This window comes from Kitasatospora sp. NPDC004723, assembly GCF_040609255.1.
GTDB lineage: Bacteria > Actinomycetota > Actinomycetes > Streptomycetales > Streptomycetaceae > Kitasatospora.
The window spans coordinates 14,810-33,893 of the sequence record NZ_JBEXJT010000068.1 but is presented as its reverse complement, the minus strand read 5'-3'; the positions used below and the strand labels follow the sequence as shown (position 1 = coordinate 33,893).

Sequence of the window (19,084 nt, the reverse complement as noted above, 5' to 3'; positions counted from 1 at the left end):
GAGCGGCACCCCGGACACGGCCTGGCGGCCCGGCTCGCCGACCACCTCGCCGACGCCGACGGCGACCTGGTCGACGCCGACGACCCGGGCGTGCTGCCCGGCCAGCTCGCGGTGCCGATGCCCTGATTCCTCACCAGGGCCGTTCGCCCGTCTCGGGCCCGGCGCCGCCGTGGTGGTACTCGCAGACCGAGGCCAGCACGGTGGCCCGAGCCCGGGTCAGTCGAGCGTCCAGCTCCCGGCCGGCGTCCACCACGTCCATCGGCAGGCCGGGCCGGTCCGGGTCGACGGTCAGCAGCTCCCGGCCCAGGCGGACGAGGTCGGTCTCCCACGCGGCGAGCTCGGCGAGGGCCTCGCGCACCACTTGGTCGACCGCGGCCACCGGGTCCTGCCCCATCGACCGCGCGAACACCGCGACGTCGCGGAGCTCGTCCGCGTCCATGCCGAGGACTTTCTCCTCGTGCTCGGCGAACGCTGCAGCTGCCCGGCTGAGCGGGTCCGGCGGCAGCCACGCAGGCCGGCGCCGCGGAGGCGGAGCGGCGGCGAGGGCCTCGCGCACGGCGGGGCCCGGGCCGGTCGGACGACGGGTCACGCTGTGGTCAACGAGTGGGCGCCCCCGCCGACACCGCTCCTCTCCGAAGCTGCAGGTAGCCGGACAAGGCGGTCCTGGACAGGTTATCTAGCGGTTTTGAGTCGTCGGCGGAAACTGCGCAGTAGCGGGTTGCGATGCCGGTATGTCACAAAACTAAAGATCTCGCTGTGCATCGACCTCACGCCCCCTGACCTGCGGTAACAAGGATTTGACGGAGCGTCGGCGGATGTGGGAGAGTCGACCTCGTCGGGCATTGCTGTGCCCTGATGGTCTTGAAAGCCTCGCCGGAGACGGCGGGGCTTTTTGCATATGTGAGAGCACTTCACCCAAGGTCTCCGTCTTACGACGGGGGCCTTTCGTCGTATTTGGAGGAGATGTTGGACAGTTCCCTGGCCGTCGTGGCTCTGCTGATCGTGGTGGTCACCGCGCTGGCCATCGTGCTCGCGCTGGGCATGGTGGTGCTGCTCATCGGACATGTCGTCCGCGTGTGTGTGGCCAAGACGCACGCGAGCGACATGACCACGGTCGTTCCCCAGCTCGCCGGCATGATTGCCTCGATGGTGCCCTTCCTGGCGATGGCGTTCCGCGCTCTGCGGTTCGGCCGCCGGGGGCCCGTGGCTTCGGCCGCTGATCTGGGTGCCGGCGCCCAGGCGGAGGCCGCTCCGGTGGAGGGGGACGTGCGGTGACCCGGCAGCGAACCTTCTCCGACCCGACCGGGGTCAAGGCCACCACCAACTCCCTGAAGCTCACTCTAGAGCTCGCCTCGAAGTTGGAGAGGGTCGGCATCTTGCTGGCCGAGGCGGACCTCTCCGCGGCGGAACTGCGCCGCCTGGGCTATCACAGCCGTTCCGAGGTGTTCAGGAAGTTCGACGACCTGATTGACCTTGAGATGCCTGAGGTCCGGCCCCAGCTAGAGCGGCTGGTGCTTGCCGGACTGGGGTCGGACGCTCAGGCGGAGGAGGCTGGCGACGGGGAGGCGGGTCGGAGGCGGGCGGCTCTGAAGGCTGAGGTTCGAACGCTGGTCGACGGCCTGCCGCCGCTTGTGGCCAAGGTGATCCGGGACGCTGAGGAGCGTCTGTTGCTGCCGTGCGAGGGGTGCGGGGAGAGGAGGATCGCACGCATGACGGAGCGTGGCGGTCGGCCCCGGAAAACCTGTTCCGCCCGGTGCCGTGCCCGCGTCTCGCGGGCCAGGAGGCGGTCGGCCCAGTGACGGTTCCGGGGGCGTGGTGCTGTCCGGCGCGTACGGGCGCCGGCCGGTGAGCGCCAGTGTCGCGCCGGACGGTGCCACGCGGGGCCTGGGGTCCGGGGCGCGGCAAGCGGCCCCGGGACCACAGGCGGTTTGTCGGGTTCGGTCAGCGGAGTCCGGGCGGGACCGTCCGCCAGGGAACTGTCCGGCAGGGTCTGGTGAGCTGTGGGGTTGTGCCAACGACGCCCTACCGGCCGAGTCCCCCGCCGCGGCCCGGGGTCGGAGGGTCGGGCCGCCTCGGCGCGGGCTGCGGGGTGGCGCGTTTGGCCGGCCTGGTGCCCTTGGCGGTGCCGGGCGGGGGCTTGATCCCGGTGGCGGAGCGGCTGCGGGCGATGGCGGCGCGGCGGGCCTGCTGGCGCTCGGTCTCCTCGGCGCGGTTCTGCTCGGGGGCACGGGCGGCGCGGAGCTTGTCCTCGGCGGCGAGCGGGCGCAGGGCGGTGACGGCCTGGTCCAGCTGGTGCTCGGCGGTGCGGGCGGCGGTGCGGGCGTTCTCCAGCCAGGCGACGGCGGCACCGTGCCGGGCGGAGTCCTCGGCGCGGGCCCGCTCGGTGAGGGCGGGCAGGGCGGAGGTCATCCGGATCAGCTCGGCGCCCGGGTCGGCGACGCCGGGGGCGGCGGCCAGCGCCCCCTGCAGGGCGTCTGCGGCGAGCTGCTGGGCGGTGTCGCGCAAGGCCTCGGCGACGGCGGCGCGGGCGCCGGCCTCCTCGGCGAGCGTCTTCTCGGCCTCCCTCGTGGTGCCGAGCACGGCCAGGACGATCCGGGAGCGGCGGGACTGCTTGGCGGCGTCGGCCTCGGCGGCGCGCAGGCCCTGGGCAAGGACGTGCTGCTCGGCCGCCAGGGCGCGGTGCTCGGCGGCCTGGCGGTGAAGGTGGGCCGCCTCGCGCAGGGCCTGCAGCCGGCGGTCGAGAGCGGCGACGCCCTCGCCGGAATCCCCGGAGGCGGCGCCCTCCCAGCGGACGACGTCCTCGCGGCGGGCGGCGAGGTCGGCGAGCAGCTGCTGGGCGCGGGCGCGGGCGGCGGTGACCCGGGTGGCGAGCTGCTGGTCGGTGAGGTCGCCGGCGGGCCGCTCGGTCCAGGCCGGGACGGCGGGCACCTCCTGGTGCTCGTCCTCGGCGGGTTGCTGGTGGGCGCGGGCGGTGAACTGCTGCAGCAGGCGGTGGGCCGGATCAGGCCTCGCCGCGGGCGGGGCGGGCTCGGTGTCGGCGATGGCGGTCGCCGCGTCGCGGTAGTGGGCCAGCAGCCGCGCGGCCGGATCCCGGGACTCGACGTCGTCGGCCCGCCGAGCCGCCCCCTGTCGGGTGGCTCCGGGTGCGGGAGGAACCGGGCCTGGCGCCGGAGCGGGCGTCACCGCGTCGGAGGCCGGCGGGTCCTGACGCGCCAGCACCGGGGCCAGCTTCGACCACGCCAGGTCCGGCGCCACCTCGGACGCCTTCACGAAGACCGGCTCGCCGCCACGCGACGTCCAGCCGTCCGTCGAGAAGCTGTAGCCGTTCATCCTGCCGGTGGTCGCGCGGTTCGCCCGGAACAGCACGCCCGCCTCGGCGAGCCGCTGCTCGAAGACGTCCTCGCCGCGGCCGGCGGAGGCCTGCCTGGCCGAGCGGACGAGGCGGCGGATGCGCTCGCGCTCGGGCTCGACGCCGCGCCGGCGCGCGGCCGCCAGCTCGGAGCCGGACTGCACCCCGGGGCCGGCCGTCCGGAAGCGGCTGCGCGCGGCGACCAGGCCCTGGGCGCGCTCGATGCGGTCGCACACCTGGCGGGCCCGGGGCCGGTCCCACCGGTCGGAGACCAGCACCCCGTCCCAGTCGATCCGGGCGACGGTGAGGTGGACGTGGTCCTGGCCGTGCCGGACCGCGACCCAGTCGCAGTTGCCGAACCCCATGCCGGTCACGAACGCCTTGGCGATCTCCGCCCACTGCGCGTCGGGCAGCACACCGTCCTCGTCCGGCAGCGACAGGGAGCACCGCCAGACGGCCTTCTTGATCTCCGGCCGGTAGCCGAGGTGGTGGTCGATCGTGCGGGCGACCTGCTGCCAGGTGCCCGGGATGGTCGAGGCGACGATCCGCGGATCGAGGTGTTCGTCCTGGCGGCCCGGGCCGAAGTCGTAGGCGAGCCCGCCGTAGGCCTTCCTGCCCTTGGTGATGTTGGCTATCACCGCTCGACGGCCCCGGCCTCGCCGCCGGCGACGCCGTCGTGCTCCTGGTCGTCGTCCTCGTCCATCGGCCGCATGCCGCGCACCGCCAGCGCCGCGTCGCCGACCCGCCGGATCGCCTGCTGCAGGTCCCGGTGCAGCTCGCTGTCCTGGTGGGTGTAGCGCACCAGCTGGTTCAGGTTGTTGCCGATCGACGCGAGCTCGTCGTACACCTCGCGGTTGACCGCCGGCACTCGGGGCACGTCGCCGGGCACCCCGGGGTGGCCGCTCAGCGCCTCCTCGACAACGGCGCGGACCCAGGCGCCCTTCTCCCGGCGCGGGGTCTGCGCGCGGGCGGCCTCCCAGCGCGCGAGCTCGTCGTCCGAGACCCGCACCGAAATGGTGTTCGTCCGGTGCCCTGCCTCGGTGAGCCGTCCGCCCGCCATGTCCCTGCCTCCGCTGTTCGTCGCTCGCGGGTGCCGCCGGACGCGCCCCTGGGCGCGGCCGCGGCGCGGTGCGCGGCCCCCCAGGGCCGTGCGCCGGACCGGCCCCCTCGGGGCCGGTCTCCCCCGCCGAAGCCGAGCGTAGCGAAGGCCCGGGCGGGGGCCAGGTGCCCCAAGCGAAGCGCCGGGGCATACCTGGCTCCTGGTCGTCGGGCGGGACTGGGCGGCCAACGCCCTGACCTGCTCGGCGACCAGGCGGCACCCGCTGTGCTGGGCCGACCGAGGGCACCATCATGCCGGAGCCGCCCAGGCTCCGGCATCGGCGCTCGCGCCGACGGGAACGGCCGCCGAGGCCGGCTCCGCTGACGGCGCTCGGTCCCGGCCGGGCGGCGAACCGGTCCGGGACTCGCAGCCGAGCCCCTCCGCCCTGCCGGGCCGGGAACCGGCCGACACCGCTTGTGTCGAGTTATCTAGCAAGATTGCGCAGACATGCGGCGAGCCCCTGGCCGGATGGCCAGGGGCTCGCTGGGGGCGGGTGAGGGTCAGTCCTCGGTGGTGCTTCGGCGGAGCGCGCGCAGTTCGGCGAGGATGGCCCGCTGGCCCTCCTGGAGGGCGGCCTGCCCGGTGGCGAGGCCGCCGATCGCCTGGGCCATCGTCTCGACGGCTCGCTGCAGGGCGGCCAGGCCCTCGCCCTGCTCTCGCTGGGTGTCGCGCAGCGCGGTGAGCAGTTGGTTGTTCGCGCGGCCGACGGCTCGGACCTCGGCGGCGTCGCGGTCGGCGAGGGCGGCCAGGGTGTGGGCGCTGCCGGCCTGCTCGCGCACCCGCTCCATCTCGGCCTCCAGGGCCTCGACGCGGTGGCGCAGGTCGTCCATCTCGCTCTCGCCGCTCATGTTCTCCATCGTGGCAGCTCCCCTTCAGACCACGTAGCGGATGAGCGCCGCTTCGGACGCCGAGCGGGCGACCTTGCCGATCAGCTGGCCGGTCCACCGCCCGTACGCCTCGGCCTGCTCGCCGCGCAGTTCGATGGTGGCGTCGGGCTGCGGGGTGCCGATGGCCTTCAGCAGCAGCACGGCGTCGGCGTCCTGGTCCACGGCGCCGAGCAGGTCGAGCGCGACCTCCAGCTCCCGGACGACGTCGGCGTCGGAGTAGGTGTGCCGGCGGGCGCCGAGGTGGCTGTCGAGGTCGGTTCGCCGGTCGGCGACCTGGTCGAGGGCCTCGCTGAGGTCGCGGTGGTCGTCGGGCCGGGTCGCCGGCAGTGCCCGGCGCAGGTGGTCGAGGAGGTTGGTCATCACCGCGAGGTCGGCGCGGTCGACGGTCACCGGGTAGAGGGAGGCGCGCTGGTAGCCGGCTCCGGTCAGCAGGGTGTAGCTGCCGGGCACCGGCTCCTCCTCGCGCCTGTCCCGCAGGTGGGAGGTCAGCGGCTCGGGCAGGGCCTGCAGGATGCGGGTCCACGCCTGGTCGACGGCCCGCACGTCGAGGGTCTCCGGCATCTGCCAGTCCTCCTCGTCGGGGTTCTCCTCGTCGCTGACCGGCTGGAGGTAGTTCACCAGCGGGTCGTCGACCTGGTGGAGCAGGTCCAGGACCTCGTCGATGTCGGGCACGAGCGCGGTGACGGTGTCGCTCGCGGTGGCGGTGTCGCTCATGGGTCGGTCTCCCTGGAAAACGGGCCGGGGGCCGCGCGGCGGCGGGCCCCCGGAGTCATCGTGTCGTACGGGCAGATCGGATGTGGCGGGTTCAGGCGAGGTCGCCCGGACCGGTGACGAGGTCGTCGACACCGTGGCCGGCGGGGTGGTCGAGGTCGTGGTGGCAGGTCTCGGTGCGGACGCCGGCGGTGGCCAGGTAGTGGGCGACGGTCTCGGCGAGGGCGACGCTGCGGTGGCGGCCGGTGCGGCTGGCGATGGTGACGTGGACGAGCCGCAGCCGGGCGGTGGCGTAGCCGTCGAGGACGGCCTTCGCGGACTCGGCGATCTGCTCGACGATGCGCATCGCCCCGGGCGCCTCCAGCACCCGCTCGCGCACCTGCGGGTCGAGCCCGGTGAGGGCGGCGAGGGCGCCGTCGACCTCGGGCAGCGCCGTCCGCAGGTTGTAGAACAGGCCGTTGTCGATCAGGTCGAGGGCGCCGGGGTGGGCCAGGCCGATGGTGTGCAGGACGACCTGGGTCAGCTCCAGGGCCTCGGAGATCTCGCCGTTGCCGGAGGTGGGGAACATCGTGCTCTCCTTCGTCGGCGGCCTGGCCGCCGGGCTGTGCGGTGGGGTTGTCGATCGGGAGGGGCGGGCTACTGGCTAGCTGGCTAGCTGGCCAGCCAGCAGGCCGCCCCGGGGCTTGCGCTGGTCAGTCGCCAGCGGGGCGGGGGACGAGGTGGGCGAGCAGCGCCTGGGCGCGCTCGACGTGGTCGCCGACGGTGTCCTCCAGGACGTCGTGGGCCACCTTCAGGAGGTCGGCGGCCCGCTCGGCCCGGTCGTCGTCGGTGTCGGCGAGGGAGATCGAGAGGGTGTCGAGGACGTTGGCGAGGACCTGGACGATGCTGCGCTCGCCGCTGCCGCGCGGGGCCCACAGGGCGCGCAGGACCGCGAGGTGCGGGGCCGGGTCGGCGGTGCGGGTGCCCAGCGCCAGCAGGCGCTGCAGTCCGGCGTGGACCTGGTCGGCGGCGTGGGTGATCTGCTCGGTCTCGGTCGGCTCGGCGGAGGTCACGGGCGGGTTCCTTTCGGGTGTGTGTTGATCGACTAGCTGGCTAGCTGGCTTGCCGGTTGGCCGGCGAACCGGCGGGGGCGGTCAGGGGAGGTCCTCGCCCAGGTCCATGGCCATGTCGTTCGCGATGTCGTACAGCTGCTTGAGCGCCCGGTTGCCCTGCCGCAGCAGGGCCGGCCGGTCCTCCTCGTCGGCCTCCAGGGCGGCGGCGAGGTGGGTGAGCGCGGGCTCCAGCTCCTCCGCCTCGCTCCAGCGGTGGCACAGCTCCAGGAAGGAGATCGCCTCGCGGAGCAGGTCGACCAGGGCGGCGGGCTCGGCCGCGGCCGGGTCGGCGGGCGCCTCGACGTCGTCGTGCCGGGAGGCGAGGTAGGCGAGGTACGGGCCGTGGTCGTGGGCGATGGTCTCGAAGGTGATGGTCTTCTTCGCGGTCTTGGCGGGCATCTGTCTGGGTCTCCTCAGTGGGCTTGCTGGCGAGCTGGCTTGTCGGCTTGCTGGTGGGTGGCGGTCAGATGGCGGCGACGAGCAGGGAGGCGACGAACAGGAAGAGGACGTGGAACGACTGGTCGAGGGCGTAGGCGCCGGTGCCCAGGGTCGGGGCGTACAGGCCCTTGGCGTCGGTCGGGTGGTGCGGGTGCGCCGGGGTGCCCAGCGACATGAACTCGCCCTTGTGCACCAGCCGGGCCAGGCGGGCCAGGGTGACCCGGCGGTCGGCCCACCAGTGGGTGCCGGCGTCCACGGCCAGGCCGAGGGCGACGCCGAGCACGCTCAAGCGCAGGTCGAGCAGCAGCGCGGCCGGGATCAGCAGCGCGCCCTTGGTCGCGGTCAGGCCGATCACGTGGCGGGTGCAGGCCCAGCGGCCGGCCCGGCCCTTGTCGCCCTTGCGGGCGGCCTGGCAGGACGACTGGACCCAGTGGTCGCCGACCTGGTGGCCGGTGTAGAGCGTGACGAACACGGCGGCGAAGACAGCGGCGGGGGTGTCCACGGGATGATCCTCCGGATTATCTAGCGGGTTTGCGCGTGATTCGGCGGGGCCTCTGGCCGCGCGGCGGGCCCGGCCCCGGGGTTCCGGGTCGAGCCTGCCGCCCTCGGGTGGCGCTGTCAGATGTACGGGGAGATCGCCTGGCGGATGTCGCTGCCGACGGCGGTGAGGTTGTCCGAGTGAAGGCGGGCGTCGAAGTCGTACTCGTCGCCGCCGGCGGCGATGTGCTCGTCCCACGCCGCGTCGGAGGCGGCGTCGAAGATGCCGGCGAAGGCGTCGGCCAGGCCGCTGCTCTTCACGGCCTCGACCATGTCGGCCTGGTCGGCGCTGCCGCGGCGGATCGCGTCGGCGACCAGCAGCAGGGCCGCCTTCGCGGCCGGGATCAGGTGCGCCAGCTCTCCGCTGAGCCCGCCGGTGTCGGCGGTGTTCTGGGCGGTGACGACGACCCCGGTGATCGCGCGGTCCGGGAGGGCGGTCTGCTGCTGCTGGTCCATGCCGGCTTCTCCTTTGGTCGGGGTGGTGCGGGTCAGCGGTCGACGACGGGCTTGGCGAGGTCGCGGTGGGTGACGGTCGCCTCGACGCCGAGGGCCGCGAGGGCGGTCTGCAGCTCCAGCGCGACGGAGGCCGCGCGGTGGCGGCCGCCGGCGCATCCGGTGGCCACCCGCACGGGGTGGCGGTCGGAGGAGGGCCCGGAGCGGAAGGCCAGGACGGCGGCCGCGGCGGCGGTGACGGCCTGGGTGATGCCGGGGGTCGTGCGGACGGCCTCGCGGACCTCCTCGTCGTGGGCGGTGAGGTAGCGCAGGGCCGGGTTGACGTGCGGGTCGCGGAAGTGACGGCGCAGGTCGAGGACGAGGTCGGTGTCCGCCGGCGGCTCGCCGTGCAGGTAGCCGAAGGAGACGATCTCGACGGGCTGGAGGGCGCTCATGTCCGGGTTCCTTCCGTTGCTCCGGGGGCTGTTCCCCCGATGACTCCAGTATGCAGACTTTCACTATGCATGTCCAGTCAATGCATGCTGTGAGTCTGCATTTTTCCGGGGTGCCCTACTCGGGGTCGCCGGCGGTGCCGTAGTGCTGCTGGATCTCGGTGGGGGTCAGGGCCCAGTTGTCCGCGCCCGTCGAGTTGTAGTAGGTCGGCTCGCCGCCCCGGGCCGGGCTCGGCGCCGGCCTCCAGACGTCGCCGTTGCCGTCGGTGATCTGCTCGGCCTGGCTCATGGTCACCTCGTTTTATCTAGCGGGTTTGCCCGCAGAACGAGGGCCCGCCGGCGATTTCCGGCGGACCCTCACCATCAGGCGACGCGGTGTCGGGCGGTCTGCTTGGCGACGTGGTCGCGGGTGTAGCCGGTGGCGGCGGCGGCGTCCGACTGGAGGACCTGGCCCTCGGCGATCAGGGCGTCGATCGCCCGCCACATCTCCGCGTCCGCCTCCGCCTTGGCCTTGTCGGCCTTCTCGTGCGCCTCGTCGCGGGCCTTCCGCAGCGCCTCGATACGCTGGCGACCGGCCTCTCTGGTCGTCTCGTCGGGTCGTGCCATGTCTGCTCCTCGGGCTGTTGGGCTGTGGTCTGCATCCATGCGGTATGCAGACCCGCAGTCTGCCCGATGGACGGCCTCTCAGCGGTCCCGGACGTCGCCGATGCGGGTCCGGGTGCGGAGCTGGAGGTGCCTGGCCCCGCCGACCTCGATGTCGCCGGTGACGGTGGAGATGTCGAGCAGGCCGCTGGAGCGGGGCATCGCGCGGACCGTCACGTCACCCGTGCGGCTGGTGATCTGGCCCAGACCGCCCTCGTAGGCGCGGATGTCGACGTCCCCGGTGGAGGTCGTCACCTGGACGCTGTCGCCGACCCGGTCGGCCCGGATGTCGCCGGCGCGGGTCTCGACCGCGAGGATCTCCACGGACTCGACCCGGATGTCGCCGGCCTTCGAGTCGACCGTGAGCCCGAGCAGGGCGCCCTTCGCCGTCAGGTCGGCGATCAGCGTGCGGAATCGCAGTGCTCCGTTGGGCGGCAGCACGATGTCGGCCACCACGGGGCTGGTGGAACGACCGGTCCGGACGCTGCCGCCGATCACCACGTTGCCGTTCCCCTTGACCACCATGCCGGTGATGGTCGTGCCCGCCACCACCCTGCCGATGTGCTGGATCACGATGTTCTCCCCGGTGATCATGACGTCGCCGCCCTGAACCGCGGGGACCGTCACCGTCAACTGGTCCGCGTTCTCCTGGTGCCGCGTAGCCCGGACCGCGTCGGCGGCGGGACCCTCGTCGTCCGCGGTGCTGATGGTGACGGTGGCCACGGTCGCCGCGGGGTCGACCGTGACGCGGGCCAGGCCCGTCGGCAGGTCGAGGTCGAGGTGCGGGGTGAGGGCGGCGGTGACGGTCGTCTTCGTGCTCATGGTCTCGGCTCCCGGTCGTACGAGTGGTGTGTGTCTCTGCTGGCCAGAGGGCTAGCTGGCAAACTCGCTATCTGGCTTGCCAGCTAGCCGCCCCCGTCCTGGTGCTGCTCCGTCAGTCGACGACCCAGTCGCGCTCCTCGCACCACGCGAGGTGCGCGTCGCTCGCGATGAGGTAGGCCACCATCCGCCATCCCGGCGCCCACCACATCCGGCGGGCGGCCCTGCCGATCAGGCCCGCCAGCTCGCCGGCCTCGTCGGCGGTGAAGGTCTTCTGCGCGGGGGCGAGGGCCTGGCCCTGCATCACGTGGATGAGGCGGGCGGTCAGCTGGTTGCTCTCCAGGCCGGCGATCCGCATCCGCAGCGCCAGGCGGGTGGTCGCGGTGGTGCTGTAGTGGCCGGTCCTCGGCCCCCAGTTCAGACCCATCTCGCTTCTCCGTTCCCGGGGGGTGTTCCCCCGATGACTCCAGTATGCAGACTCTTCCTATGCATGTCTAGTCAATGCATTCTGCAAGTCTGCATCTCCTGGCTTGCTGGCTTGCTGGCTTGTCGGCTTGCTGGCTTGCCTGCTGTTGCGCAGGTCAGAGGGGGTGAGGCCAGATCGCGGCCTCCGGGGGAGGGTGGGAAAGCGGACGGGCGCGTCCGCGCCCGGCACCCCCGGCTGACCGTTTGTGCGGGCCGCGCGTTCACCGTCGCCGTCCGCTCGGCCCTTGGCGGGCCTCCCGGCCGGCGCCGGGCGCGGCCCGCCCGCCTGCCGCCGGCCAGACGCTGCCCCTGCCGGAGCGCGCCTGGCCGAGCGGCACGACGGTGGGCGGTCAGCCCTGGCGGGCCCGGTGCTGTCGCCAGGCGTCGGCCACGATCCCGGTGTGGTCGAACGCCAGCGGCGGCAGGTCCTCGACCCTCACCCACTTCACCTTCGCGGCGTCGTCCCCGGCCTCCGCCGTGGTGCCCTCGGGTGCCTCCACCGCGTAGGCCGCGCTGACGTACCGGCCGCGCGGGTCCCTGTCCGGGGTGTCGTACACGCCCACGAGCACCAGGTCGCCGGCCAGGACGGCGAGGCCGGTTTCCTCTTCGAGTTCCCTCACGGCTGCGGCCAGCGAGGTCTCACCCGGGTCGACGTGCCCGCCGGGCAGTGCGAACCGGCCCTGGTACGGGTCCCACTTGCGCTCGATCAGCAGGACGGAGTCGTCCTTGAAGCAGACGACGTCTGCGGTGTAGCGAATCTTCTCGACGATCTTGCTCACGAGAGTTCTCCTCGATGACCGTTGGCTTGTTGGCTTGCTGGCTGGCTGGCTAGTTCGCAGGTCAGCCGATCTTTCGCAGCTCACTCGTGTGGCACAGGACGGGGGCGATGTGCCAGGCGATCCCGTTGACGGTCCAGCGGCCCTGGGTCAGGCCCCCGGGGACGGGCGGGACCTCGTCGACGATCCGGCCGGTGCGGCCGATGGCGCGGGGGTCGTCGGCGCAGGCGATGATCTCGACCTTGTCTCCGGCGTTGAACACGGGTCTCTCCTCTGCGGTGCGGGTGGGTGCAGATGCTCGGGTCCTGGGCGGCGAAGGAGCCACCCGAAGCGGGGGGCGGTCCGCGGGGACGGTCCGCCCGTCGCCGGGTGCGGGTCAGCGGCGCTTGCGCAGGGCGGCGCGGGTGGAGGCGGAACCGCCGGCCTTGCCCGCGGCCTTCCGGCGAGCGGCCTGGGGGCTGGTGCGCGCGGCCTGCGCCGCCTGCAGCGCGCTCTGGTGGTCGCGGTCGGCGGCCTTGTCGGCGAGCTTGGCGGCCTGCAGCGCGCTCTCGTGCTGGCGCTTGGCGGCGGCCTCGGCGGCCGCGCGGGCGTCGGCCTGCTGGTGGTAGGCCGCGACCTGGGCCTTGGCGAGCATGCCGGTGCCGTCGCGGACGGCGGAGACCGTGGTGTTCGCCACCTTCGCGACCTCGCTGACGGTGCGCGCGCCCTGGCCGACGACGCCGACGGTGGCGTTGACGGTGCCCAGGCCGGCGGCCAGGACCCCGGCGAGCCCCGGGCCCCCGCCGCTGGCCTTCTGCTTGCCGCCCCGGCGCCGGCGCCCCTCGGCCGGCTCGGCGGCCCCGGCCTGCGCGGCCGCGATGCCGCCGGTCATCTTGCCGCGGCGCTCGCGGCCGGCGCCCGCCGTTCCGCCGAAGACCCCGGCGAGGGTGGTCGAGCCGGTGACCGTGACACCCTCGGCCACCGTCACCGCGAACGGCCCCTTCGGGTGCCGGCCGACCTCCGCGGCCGCCTCGCCGGTGATCCCGGGGTGCGTGAAGCGGTGCCCCTTCGCCCCGCACCGCATCTCCGCCGAGCCGCGCCGCAGGACGTGGCCCCGGCCGGTCTGCCCGGGGTCGCCACACGTCGTGCAGGCGACCAGCGCACCGTCGACCGCGAGCGGCCCGTACAGCTTGACCTCGTTGAGCAGCCGCCCCGGGCTGAGCCAGAAGAACAGGGACATGACGACCTCCTAGGCGTTGTTGCGGCCGCGGCGACCGGAGACCTGGTTGACCAGCGAGACGGCCACGTTGGTGGTGACGCTCTGCACGACCCCCGCGCCCTGCTCACCCGCGCCCCGCCCCGTGCCGGCGGCCCGGTCGGAGAGCACCGTCTTCAGCACCCACACCCCGGTGCCGCCGCCGAGCAGGATCGCGACGAGGACCACCAGGAGCCGGATCAGCTCGCCGAGCGCGTGGACCAGGTGCTCCAGGGCACCGGCGAGGAACTGCACCCCGAACGCCCCCGCGCCCAGGACCAAGGCGCCGATCGCCGCCCGGATCATCCACACCGGGACCACCGGGTCGACCGGCGCGGCTGCCGCGACCGCCGGCGGCGCCGGGACCGCCTGGTACCCGGCCGCCAGCGGCTGGCCGACCGCCTGGGCAGTGCCGGTGACGATCACCTGCTGCCCCGAGGCGTCGGTGATCACGTACTGCTGCAGAACCGGCGCCACGGGCACCGCCGGCACCGCGAACGGCTGAACGGGGGTCTGGACGGGGGTCGGGACGATCGTCTGCGGCTGGTAGACGCCGGTCATTTCACTGCCCTCTTTGTCATGGTTTGGGGGCCGAGATGGGCCCGCGATGCGCTACGACGGTGCAGGTCAGAGGCACGACGGGTGCCACGACGCGGGGGACGGGGGCACGACGGCATCGCAGGCTCGGCGCCTGCCGTCGCGGGGGCGTCGCAGGCTCTGACCTGCGACGACGCGGGCCGTCGTGCCCCCGTCGCGGGTGGACTTATCCGGCAATTCCGGCAGCGGCGCGGACGTCGGCGAGGAGGTAGCCGCGGCCCTTGCCGCCGGCCGTCCACTCCTTGGAGGACAGCTCGCGCGGCATCCGCGACTCGGTGAGCGCGTCGGCCGCCAGCTGCTCGTCGATCGCCTTCTTCAGCACCGTGCCGGTCTTCGACGGCGTGTCCTGGGGCAGGTGGCCCCACTGCTGCGGGTCGGCGGCCACCAGCGCGGCGACCAGGTCGTCGCGGGTCATCCGGTCCGGGTTGCCGGCCTTCTCGAACGCGGCGAGGATCGCGGCCAGGATCCCGCTCACCCCGGCCTTGCGGCCACGGACGATGATGCCGACGTCCTCACCGATGCCACCGGCCACCGAGGAGGCCCGGGTCAGCCGGTACAGCTCCTCCTCGACCTGGTCCTCGACGTCGCCGGGCAGCGCACCGGCCGCACGCCGCACCTCGTAGGCCACCCTGGCGATCTGCTCGACCTCGCCAACCTCGTCGTCGATGAAATAGGAGCGGTTCTCGACGATGCCGATGTCCGGCGTCATCAGAATTCCCCGGCCGCGCTGCTCCAGCGGAATGAGCGCCGCGTTCGCGGTGCCCGACATTCCGCCGCCGAGAATGTTGTTGGAGTGCTGGGCGGATTCCGTGCGCATCGCCCATTTGCTGGTGACATTGCTCCGCAGCCGCGACGGAATGATCGCGACCTCCGGCATCTGGGTCGACAGGACCAGGATGATGCCGCCCGCCGCGCCCTGGCTGCTGAGCAGGTTGAACGAGCCGATGATGGCGTCGCGCAGGTCCTCCGCCTTGGTGTCCTCGTCCTTGACCTCGGCCAGGTAGAGCTTGATGGCCTCCAGGTCGGTATACGCGGCGAATTCGTCGACGATGACCAATTCCAGGCCGCCAAGTTTCTCCAGGATTTCCGGGCTGAGCTTCGCCTTGCCCATCTTTCCGAGCAGGTGCATCCGGCGCTTCATCTCGGCGACCTCGACCGCCAGGAACTGCACCAGGCGGCGCGGGTCGCCCTTCACGAAGGTGTTCAGCATGGGCGCCAACCTGTTGTACTCCCCACTTTCCTTTCCGTCGAAGAACCGCACCTTGATGCGCGGGTCGAACAGCGCGCCCAGGACCAGGCTCATGATGGCGATCCCCTTGCCCGCCCGGGTCATGCCGCCGATCAGGAACGACGAGTCCTTGATCTTCACCCGGATCGCGGCGCCGCGCTTGGTGAACGCGACTGGGATGCCGTCCCGCCAGGCGTCCAGGACGCCCTTCAGCTCCAGCAGCGGCGAACGACGCGAGGAGGCGAACGGGTCGCGGTCGGCCACCCAGAAAGACACGCGGTTGGCCGGCCCCGCCTGCTGGATGTCGAGCTGGACCTGGTCGATGCCCAGCGCGCTGGCGATCTCGTCGAGCATCGCCGCGCACTTCTTCGCGGTCCCGCCGGCGGGCAGGTCCACCGTGGCGATCTCGGCGGTGGTCTCACCCGACCTCTCCCGGCCGACCAGGCCGACCGGCCGCACCGTCTCGTCCTTCTTCAGGATGCCGACCGCCCGCAGCGCGTTCACCAGGCGCTCGTCGGTCAGCTCCTGCTGCTGCTCCTGGTCCCGGTCGTCGAGCAGGGTGAAGACCTCGCCGGCCTCGGCGGCCTGCGTGCGGCGGGCCCGGTAGCCGGCCACCCCGCACAGCCCGGCGAGCGCCATGGTCAGCGGTCCGGCGACGATCCACTCGCCGAGCGTGGCGGTGACCAGCAGCGCGGTGACGTAGACCCCGCCGGCGGCGAGGCCGACGACGGCCCGCTTCGAGCGGAACCGCTCGTTGATCTTCTTCGAGCGGGCGTCGCGCAGGGTCTCCACCAGGGCGTCGTTGCGCTCCCGGCGGGCGGTGCCGACCGCCTCGGTGTACTCGCCGGCGAACAGGTAGTGCACGGCGGTGCCGCCCAGCGCCCAGGCCCCGTACATCGCCACCCAGGTGGCGCGGGCCAGGTAGACCGGGGTCCGCAGGCCGTGGAATTTCGTCCGGTTCCATGCCACCGCCCGGGCCTGGAGCAGGGTGCGCCGGGCGGTCTCGGGGTCGGCGAACGCCGTCGGCATGACCGAGCGCATCTCCTGCTGCCACCAGCCGAGCGGCTCGTCGTCGTCGCCGCGCTGCGACTCGATGAAGCCGACGACCGGCTGCGCGGTCGGCTCGGGCAGGGTCCCGATGGTGGCTCCGGCGTGGCCCGGGCCGGTGAGGGCGGCGGCCTCGCGCATCGCCGCCTCGATGTCGCGCATCGACTGGGGGTCGAGGTACTTGTGCAGGTCGATCTTGGCCTGGTTCGGGTCGTCGTCGGGGCCGGAGGTGGCGGGCCCGATCGGCATGTCCGTCATGATGGTGACTCCCTCAGGGATCGTCTGGGTCTCGGAGGAGCGCGGGGCCGGCCGCTGCTTTGGTCGGTTGAGACCGGCCCCGCGGTAGTGCGTGGTGCTGGTGGATCAGGCGGCGGCGAGGCCGTCCGCGCAGGCGGTGCACTCGCCGAGCCGGGTGGAGATCACGTACGGCTGCTCGGTGCGGCAGGTCGGGCAGGTCCGGCGGGCGCGCATCGCGGCCGCCAGGCCCCGGGCCCGGGCCTCGGTGAACGGGCCGATCGGCACCGCCAGGTCGATCCGGTAGAGGTAGGCCTCCCGCACGCCCCCGGCCCAGCGGGCCTTGCGGCTGTTCCAGCGCAGCTGGCCGGCCACCGGCTGCGGGCCCGGCTGCAGGCCCAGCGCCCGCAGCTGGTCGCGGGTGGCGAGGTGACCGGGAGCGGTGCCCCAGGCCCAGGTCGGCATCCCGCCGTGGCGCTCCCCCGCGGGGTCGAGGTGGTGCGGCGCGCTCACTTCTCGCCCCGCTCGTCCTTGACCTGGCGGGTGAGGCGGGAGATGTAGCCGTTCTCGCCGCCGCCGATCACGTCACGGACCATCCGGGTGGAGATGGTGCGCCCGTCCTTGCCGACCAACTCGGCGTAGTCGCGGACCATCCGCAGGTGCTCCTCGGAGAGGGGCTTCTCGGTGCGCTCCCGGCGGCCCTTCTGCAGGCCGCTGCGAAGTGCCTGGAGCCCTTTCCCCCCAAGGGTTTTTGCGGTCTCGGCGGCCCCCTCGGAGGGCGCGGGAGAGGGGCCCTTCGGGGCGGGCGGGGCGAGGACTCCGCCGCCGCTCTCCCCGTCGTCGCCGGCGGTGCGCAGGACGTCTCCGAGCCACGCGTCGAGCTCCCGGTAGACGCTGCGCTCGTCACCCATCACCGACTCCAGCGCGCGCTCCGCGTCGACCCGGCGGGCGTAGGTCTGGGCGGTGACGCCCAGCGGCGCGCGGTGGACGTCGTCCCACGCCTGGCGCCAGGCCGTCTCCTCGTCGACCGCCCCGAGCGGGTGGGCGATCAGGATCATCTGGAACCGCTCCCAGACCGCCGGGTCGGCCGCCTGCCGCTTGGCGTCGTGCTCGGCCTTCGCCTTCGCTGCGGCCTTCTGCTCGGCGGCGGCGGCCTTGTCGGCGGCGCGCTGCTCGCGGGTGCGGGTCTCGACGGCGGCCATGCCGTCGAGCCACTCCGCCAGTTCCCACATCAGCGGGCCCGCGAAGGAGGCGGCGGCGAGCGCGGTCCCGGCGATCGAGCCGTACTCGGCGGTGCCGTGCCGGTAGTTCACCCAGGCGGCGAACCCGCTGAGCGCGGCGGTCAGCGCCCAGAACGGCACCTTCGACATGCCCTTGCGTCCGGCCCACGAGGTGCCGTAGACGGCGACCCAGGCCGCCAGCTCCAGCACGATCGGCAGCGGGCCCAGCAGCCACGCGGTGCCGCCGGTCACCTCGCCCGCCTTGTGCAGGCCGAGGAAGTACTTGAACTGGGCGGGCAGCGCGGCGGCCATGCAGACCGCGACGAACACCTTCACCATGCGCTTGAAGTCGGTGCCGGCCTCGGCGCGGGCCTCGACGCGGGCGTTCTGGCGGGCCTTGCCCGCGTCCTTCGCCTGCTCGGCCTGCTCGTCGAGCTGCTGCTGCAGCTTGGCCTGCGCGAGCTGCTCGCGCATCGTCTTGGTCGCGGTGGCCGCCTTGGCTCCCTGCAGCTCGACGGCGGCGGCGGCCTGGTCGGTGGCGCTCTTCTGCTTCAGCGCGTCGGCGGCGGCGCGGTCCTTGGCGGCCGTGGCCTCGCGCTCCTCCCAGGAGCGGTACTCCTCGCTCACCGGCCGACCTCCGTCTCGGCGTAGAGCGGGGCGTCGTCGGCCTCGGTGGCGGGCAGGTGGGCGACCCCGTACAGGTAGTCCCAGCAGCCGCTGCACCGCTCGGCGTGGTCGAGGGTGGAGTCGCACTCCTCCCCGCCCCGGTGCCGGCGGACGGCGAACTGGGTGATGTCGGCGGCGGCGAGGCCCGCGACGAGCAGCACCCAGGTGGTCTCCTGCCCGCTGGTCTGGATCGGGGCCGCGAGGGAGGCGGTGCCGATGCCGGCGAGCGCGGCGGCGGCCCTGTAGGGGAAGGCGATGATGCCGAGGACCCGGTCGCCGAGCCGGACGGCGGTGGTCCGGGTGAAGGTCTGGATGCTCACTTCGCGCGGCCCTTCGTCTTGGTGGTGCCGGTCTTGGTGAAGGTCAGGTAGCGCAGCGCGCCGTAGCCCAGGCCGTAGACGACCAGGCCGTGGATGCCGGCGTTCTGCCAGGTCTCGCCGTGCTGCCAGGTGCGGACGCCGAGGTAGATCGCGGCGATCAGCAGCAGGCCGTCGAGGACGCCGAAGTACTTCACCGGGCACCGCCGGCGGCCGGGGTACGGGGCGGGGTGGTCTGGGGGATCGCGGCGAGGGCCTCCATCAGGAGGACGGTGCCGGCGACCAGGAGCAAGGCCAGGGTCTGGGGGAGGGTGAGCCGCACGCCCAGGACCAGGAGGCCGCCGCCGATCATCAGCAGGGTCCGGATCCGGGTCCACAGCAGCGGCAGGACCGGCAGCAGCAGCGCGACCAGGCGCGGGTCGATCAGCGGGCGGCGGTTCACGCGGCGGCTCCCGTCCAGGCCGGGCGCCGGAACAGGCCGTCGCGGGTGCGGAACGGGGCCGGCATCCGCCTCAGCAGCTGGCGGTAGTGCGCGATGTCGAGCTGGGCGTCCTCGTCGTCCGCGTCGGCGGTGTCAACCAGGTCGTCGAGGAAGTCCGACATCGCGTCGTAGCGCGCGGCGAGGACCGCCTCGGTGTTCTCGGGCTCGAAGGCCGTGGCGGGCGACAAGCCCGCGGCCTCGATCAGGTCCAGCGCGGTAACGACGCGCTGACCGGCGACGATGATCTCCATGGGGGTCGTGCTCCTTCCAGCAGAACGGCAGTGAACGGCTCCCTCTAGCCCCGGCGGTGACGCGCCGGGGCTTTCCCTTTTGGGCACGGCAAATAAGGCCCTTCCTGGGCC

At 73.4% G+C, this 19,084-nt stretch carries 28 protein-coding genes; 2 read left to right on the top strand and 26 right to left on the bottom strand.

Annotated features, from left to right (window positions below; translation table 11 throughout):
- Positions 1–130 precede the first annotated feature (130 nt).
- On the bottom strand, positions 131–439 hold the full coding sequence (locus tag ABZW10_RS36575) for a hypothetical protein (RefSeq protein WP_355375321.1): 309 nt from the start codon (positions 437–439) through the stop codon (positions 131–133).
- Between the two features lie 548 nt (positions 440–987).
- On the opposite strand from ABZW10_RS36575, the gene ABZW10_RS36570 reads away from it, so the two are divergent.
- Positions 988–1,275 carry a hypothetical protein gene (locus ABZW10_RS36570; RefSeq protein ID WP_355375318.1) on the top strand — a complete coding sequence of 96 codons (288 nt, stop codon included), beginning with the start codon at positions 988–990 and terminating at the stop codon, positions 1,273–1,275.
- Positions 1,272–1,799: a hypothetical protein gene (locus ABZW10_RS36565; protein WP_355375315.1), complete on the top strand. Its 528-nt coding sequence runs from the start codon at positions 1,272–1,274 to the stop codon at positions 1,797–1,799. Before ABZW10_RS36570 ends, ABZW10_RS36565 begins: the two co-directional genes overlap by 4 nt.
- Positions 1,800–2,022: 223 nt before the next feature.
- On the opposite strand, the gene ABZW10_RS36560 is transcribed toward ABZW10_RS36565, so the two are convergent.
- The 25 genes from ABZW10_RS36560 to ABZW10_RS36440 form a co-directional block, all read right to left on the bottom strand.
- Positions 2,023–3,987: a relaxase/mobilization nuclease domain-containing protein gene (locus tag ABZW10_RS36560; protein ID WP_355375312.1), complete on the bottom strand. Its 1,965-nt coding sequence runs from the start codon at positions 3,985–3,987 to the stop codon at positions 2,023–2,025.
- On the bottom strand, positions 3,984–4,409 hold the full coding sequence (gene mobC / locus ABZW10_RS36555) for a plasmid mobilization relaxosome protein MobC (protein ID WP_355375309.1): 426 nt from the start codon (positions 4,407–4,409) through the stop codon (positions 3,984–3,986). The genes ABZW10_RS36560 and mobC overlap by 4 nt, the downstream gene beginning before the upstream one ends.
- 539 nt (positions 4,410–4,948) lie before the next feature.
- The gene (locus tag ABZW10_RS36550) at positions 4,949–5,296 is read right to left on the bottom strand and encodes a hypothetical protein (RefSeq protein ID WP_355375306.1); all 348 of its coding nucleotides are present in this window, start codon (positions 5,294–5,296) and stop codon (positions 4,949–4,951) included.
- Positions 5,297–5,320: 24 nt separating this feature from the next.
- On the bottom strand, positions 5,321–6,049 hold the full coding sequence (locus tag ABZW10_RS36545; RefSeq protein WP_355375303.1) for a hypothetical protein: 729 nt from the start codon (positions 6,047–6,049) through the stop codon (positions 5,321–5,323).
- Positions 6,050–6,140: 91 nt separating this feature from the next.
- Positions 6,141–6,614 carry an RNase adapter RapZ gene (locus tag ABZW10_RS36540; protein WP_355375301.1) on the bottom strand — a complete coding sequence of 158 codons (474 nt, stop codon included), beginning with the start codon at positions 6,612–6,614 and terminating at the stop codon, positions 6,141–6,143.
- 124 nt (positions 6,615–6,738) lie between these two features.
- On the bottom strand, positions 6,739–7,098 hold the full coding sequence (locus tag ABZW10_RS36535) for a hypothetical protein (protein WP_355375298.1): 360 nt from the start codon (positions 7,096–7,098) through the stop codon (positions 6,739–6,741).
- A gap of 81 nt (positions 7,099–7,179) precedes the next feature.
- A complete protein-coding gene (locus ABZW10_RS36530; RefSeq protein ID WP_355375295.1) occupies positions 7,180–7,536 on the bottom strand; it encodes a hypothetical protein in 357 nt (118 codons plus the stop codon).
- Between the two features lie 64 nt (positions 7,537–7,600).
- Positions 7,601–8,077, bottom strand: coding sequence for a transcriptional regulator (locus ABZW10_RS36525; RefSeq protein WP_355375292.1), 477 nt, complete (start codon positions 8,075–8,077; stop codon positions 7,601–7,603).
- A 116-nt stretch (positions 8,078–8,193) separates the two neighbouring features.
- Positions 8,194–8,568, bottom strand: a complete 375-nt coding sequence (locus ABZW10_RS36520) for a hypothetical protein (RefSeq protein WP_355375289.1) — start codon at positions 8,566–8,568, stop codon at positions 8,194–8,196.
- 32 nt (positions 8,569–8,600) lie between these two features.
- Positions 8,601–8,999, bottom strand: a complete 399-nt coding sequence (locus tag ABZW10_RS36515) for an RNase adapter RapZ (protein WP_355375287.1) — start codon at positions 8,997–8,999, stop codon at positions 8,601–8,603.
- 115 nt (positions 9,000–9,114) lie between these two features.
- Entirely contained in the window at positions 9,115–9,291 is a 177-nt protein-coding gene (locus tag ABZW10_RS36510) for a hypothetical protein (protein ID WP_355375284.1), read from the bottom strand.
- 68 nt (positions 9,292–9,359) lie between these two features.
- Positions 9,360–9,602 carry a hypothetical protein gene (locus ABZW10_RS36505; protein ID WP_355375282.1) on the bottom strand — a complete coding sequence of 81 codons (243 nt, stop codon included), beginning with the start codon at positions 9,600–9,602 and terminating at the stop codon, positions 9,360–9,362.
- 78 nt (positions 9,603–9,680) lie between these two features.
- On the bottom strand, positions 9,681–10,460 hold the full coding sequence (locus tag ABZW10_RS36500; RefSeq protein WP_355375280.1) for a DUF4097 family beta strand repeat-containing protein: 780 nt from the start codon (positions 10,458–10,460) through the stop codon (positions 9,681–9,683).
- Positions 10,461–10,572: 112 nt separating this feature from the next.
- Positions 10,573–10,884: a hypothetical protein gene (locus ABZW10_RS36495; RefSeq protein WP_355375277.1), complete on the bottom strand. Its 312-nt coding sequence runs from the start codon at positions 10,882–10,884 to the stop codon at positions 10,573–10,575.
- Positions 10,885–11,272: 388 nt separating this feature from the next.
- Positions 11,273–11,701 carry an NUDIX hydrolase gene (locus ABZW10_RS36490; RefSeq protein WP_355375275.1) on the bottom strand — a complete coding sequence of 143 codons (429 nt, stop codon included), beginning with the start codon at positions 11,699–11,701 and terminating at the stop codon, positions 11,273–11,275.
- A gap of 61 nt (positions 11,702–11,762) precedes the next feature.
- The gene (locus ABZW10_RS36485) at positions 11,763–11,960 is read right to left on the bottom strand and encodes a hypothetical protein (RefSeq protein ID WP_355375272.1); all 198 of its coding nucleotides are present in this window, start codon (positions 11,958–11,960) and stop codon (positions 11,763–11,765) included.
- 114 nt (positions 11,961–12,074) lie between these two features.
- Positions 12,075–12,917 (bottom strand): hypothetical protein, encoded by an 843-nt coding sequence (locus ABZW10_RS36480; RefSeq protein ID WP_355375269.1) that lies wholly within the window; start codon positions 12,915–12,917, stop codon positions 12,075–12,077.
- A gap of 9 nt (positions 12,918–12,926) precedes the next feature.
- The gene (locus ABZW10_RS36475; RefSeq protein ID WP_355375266.1) at positions 12,927–13,493 is read right to left on the bottom strand and encodes a hypothetical protein; all 567 of its coding nucleotides are present in this window, start codon (positions 13,491–13,493) and stop codon (positions 12,927–12,929) included.
- Between the two features lie 202 nt (positions 13,494–13,695).
- Positions 13,696–16,062 carry an FtsK/SpoIIIE domain-containing protein gene (locus tag ABZW10_RS36470; protein ID WP_355375263.1) on the bottom strand — a complete coding sequence of 789 codons (2,367 nt, stop codon included), beginning with the start codon at positions 16,060–16,062 and terminating at the stop codon, positions 13,696–13,698.
- A 105-nt stretch (positions 16,063–16,167) separates the two neighbouring features.
- Positions 16,168–16,551, bottom strand: coding sequence for an RRQRL motif-containing zinc-binding protein (locus tag ABZW10_RS36465; protein ID WP_355375260.1), 384 nt, complete (start codon positions 16,549–16,551; stop codon positions 16,168–16,170).
- A complete protein-coding gene (locus tag ABZW10_RS36460) occupies positions 16,548–17,885 on the bottom strand; it encodes a hypothetical protein (protein WP_355375257.1) in 1,338 nt (445 codons plus the stop codon). Before ABZW10_RS36460 ends, ABZW10_RS36465 begins: the two co-directional genes overlap by 4 nt.
- Positions 17,882–18,244, bottom strand: a complete 363-nt coding sequence (locus ABZW10_RS36455) for a hypothetical protein (protein WP_355375254.1) — start codon at positions 18,242–18,244, stop codon at positions 17,882–17,884. Before ABZW10_RS36455 ends, ABZW10_RS36460 begins: the two co-directional genes overlap by 4 nt.
- Positions 18,241–18,438 carry a hypothetical protein gene (locus ABZW10_RS36450; protein ID WP_355375252.1) on the bottom strand — a complete coding sequence of 66 codons (198 nt, stop codon included), beginning with the start codon at positions 18,436–18,438 and terminating at the stop codon, positions 18,241–18,243. Before ABZW10_RS36450 ends, ABZW10_RS36455 begins: the two co-directional genes overlap by 4 nt.
- Positions 18,435–18,683 carry a hypothetical protein gene (locus ABZW10_RS36445; RefSeq protein WP_355375249.1) on the bottom strand — a complete coding sequence of 83 codons (249 nt, stop codon included), beginning with the start codon at positions 18,681–18,683 and terminating at the stop codon, positions 18,435–18,437. Before ABZW10_RS36445 ends, ABZW10_RS36450 begins: the two co-directional genes overlap by 4 nt.
- On the bottom strand, positions 18,680–18,973 hold the full coding sequence (locus ABZW10_RS36440; RefSeq protein ID WP_355375246.1) for a hypothetical protein: 294 nt from the start codon (positions 18,971–18,973) through the stop codon (positions 18,680–18,682). The genes ABZW10_RS36445 and ABZW10_RS36440 overlap by 4 nt, the downstream gene beginning before the upstream one ends.
- Between the last annotated feature and the right edge of the window lie 111 nt (positions 18,974–19,084).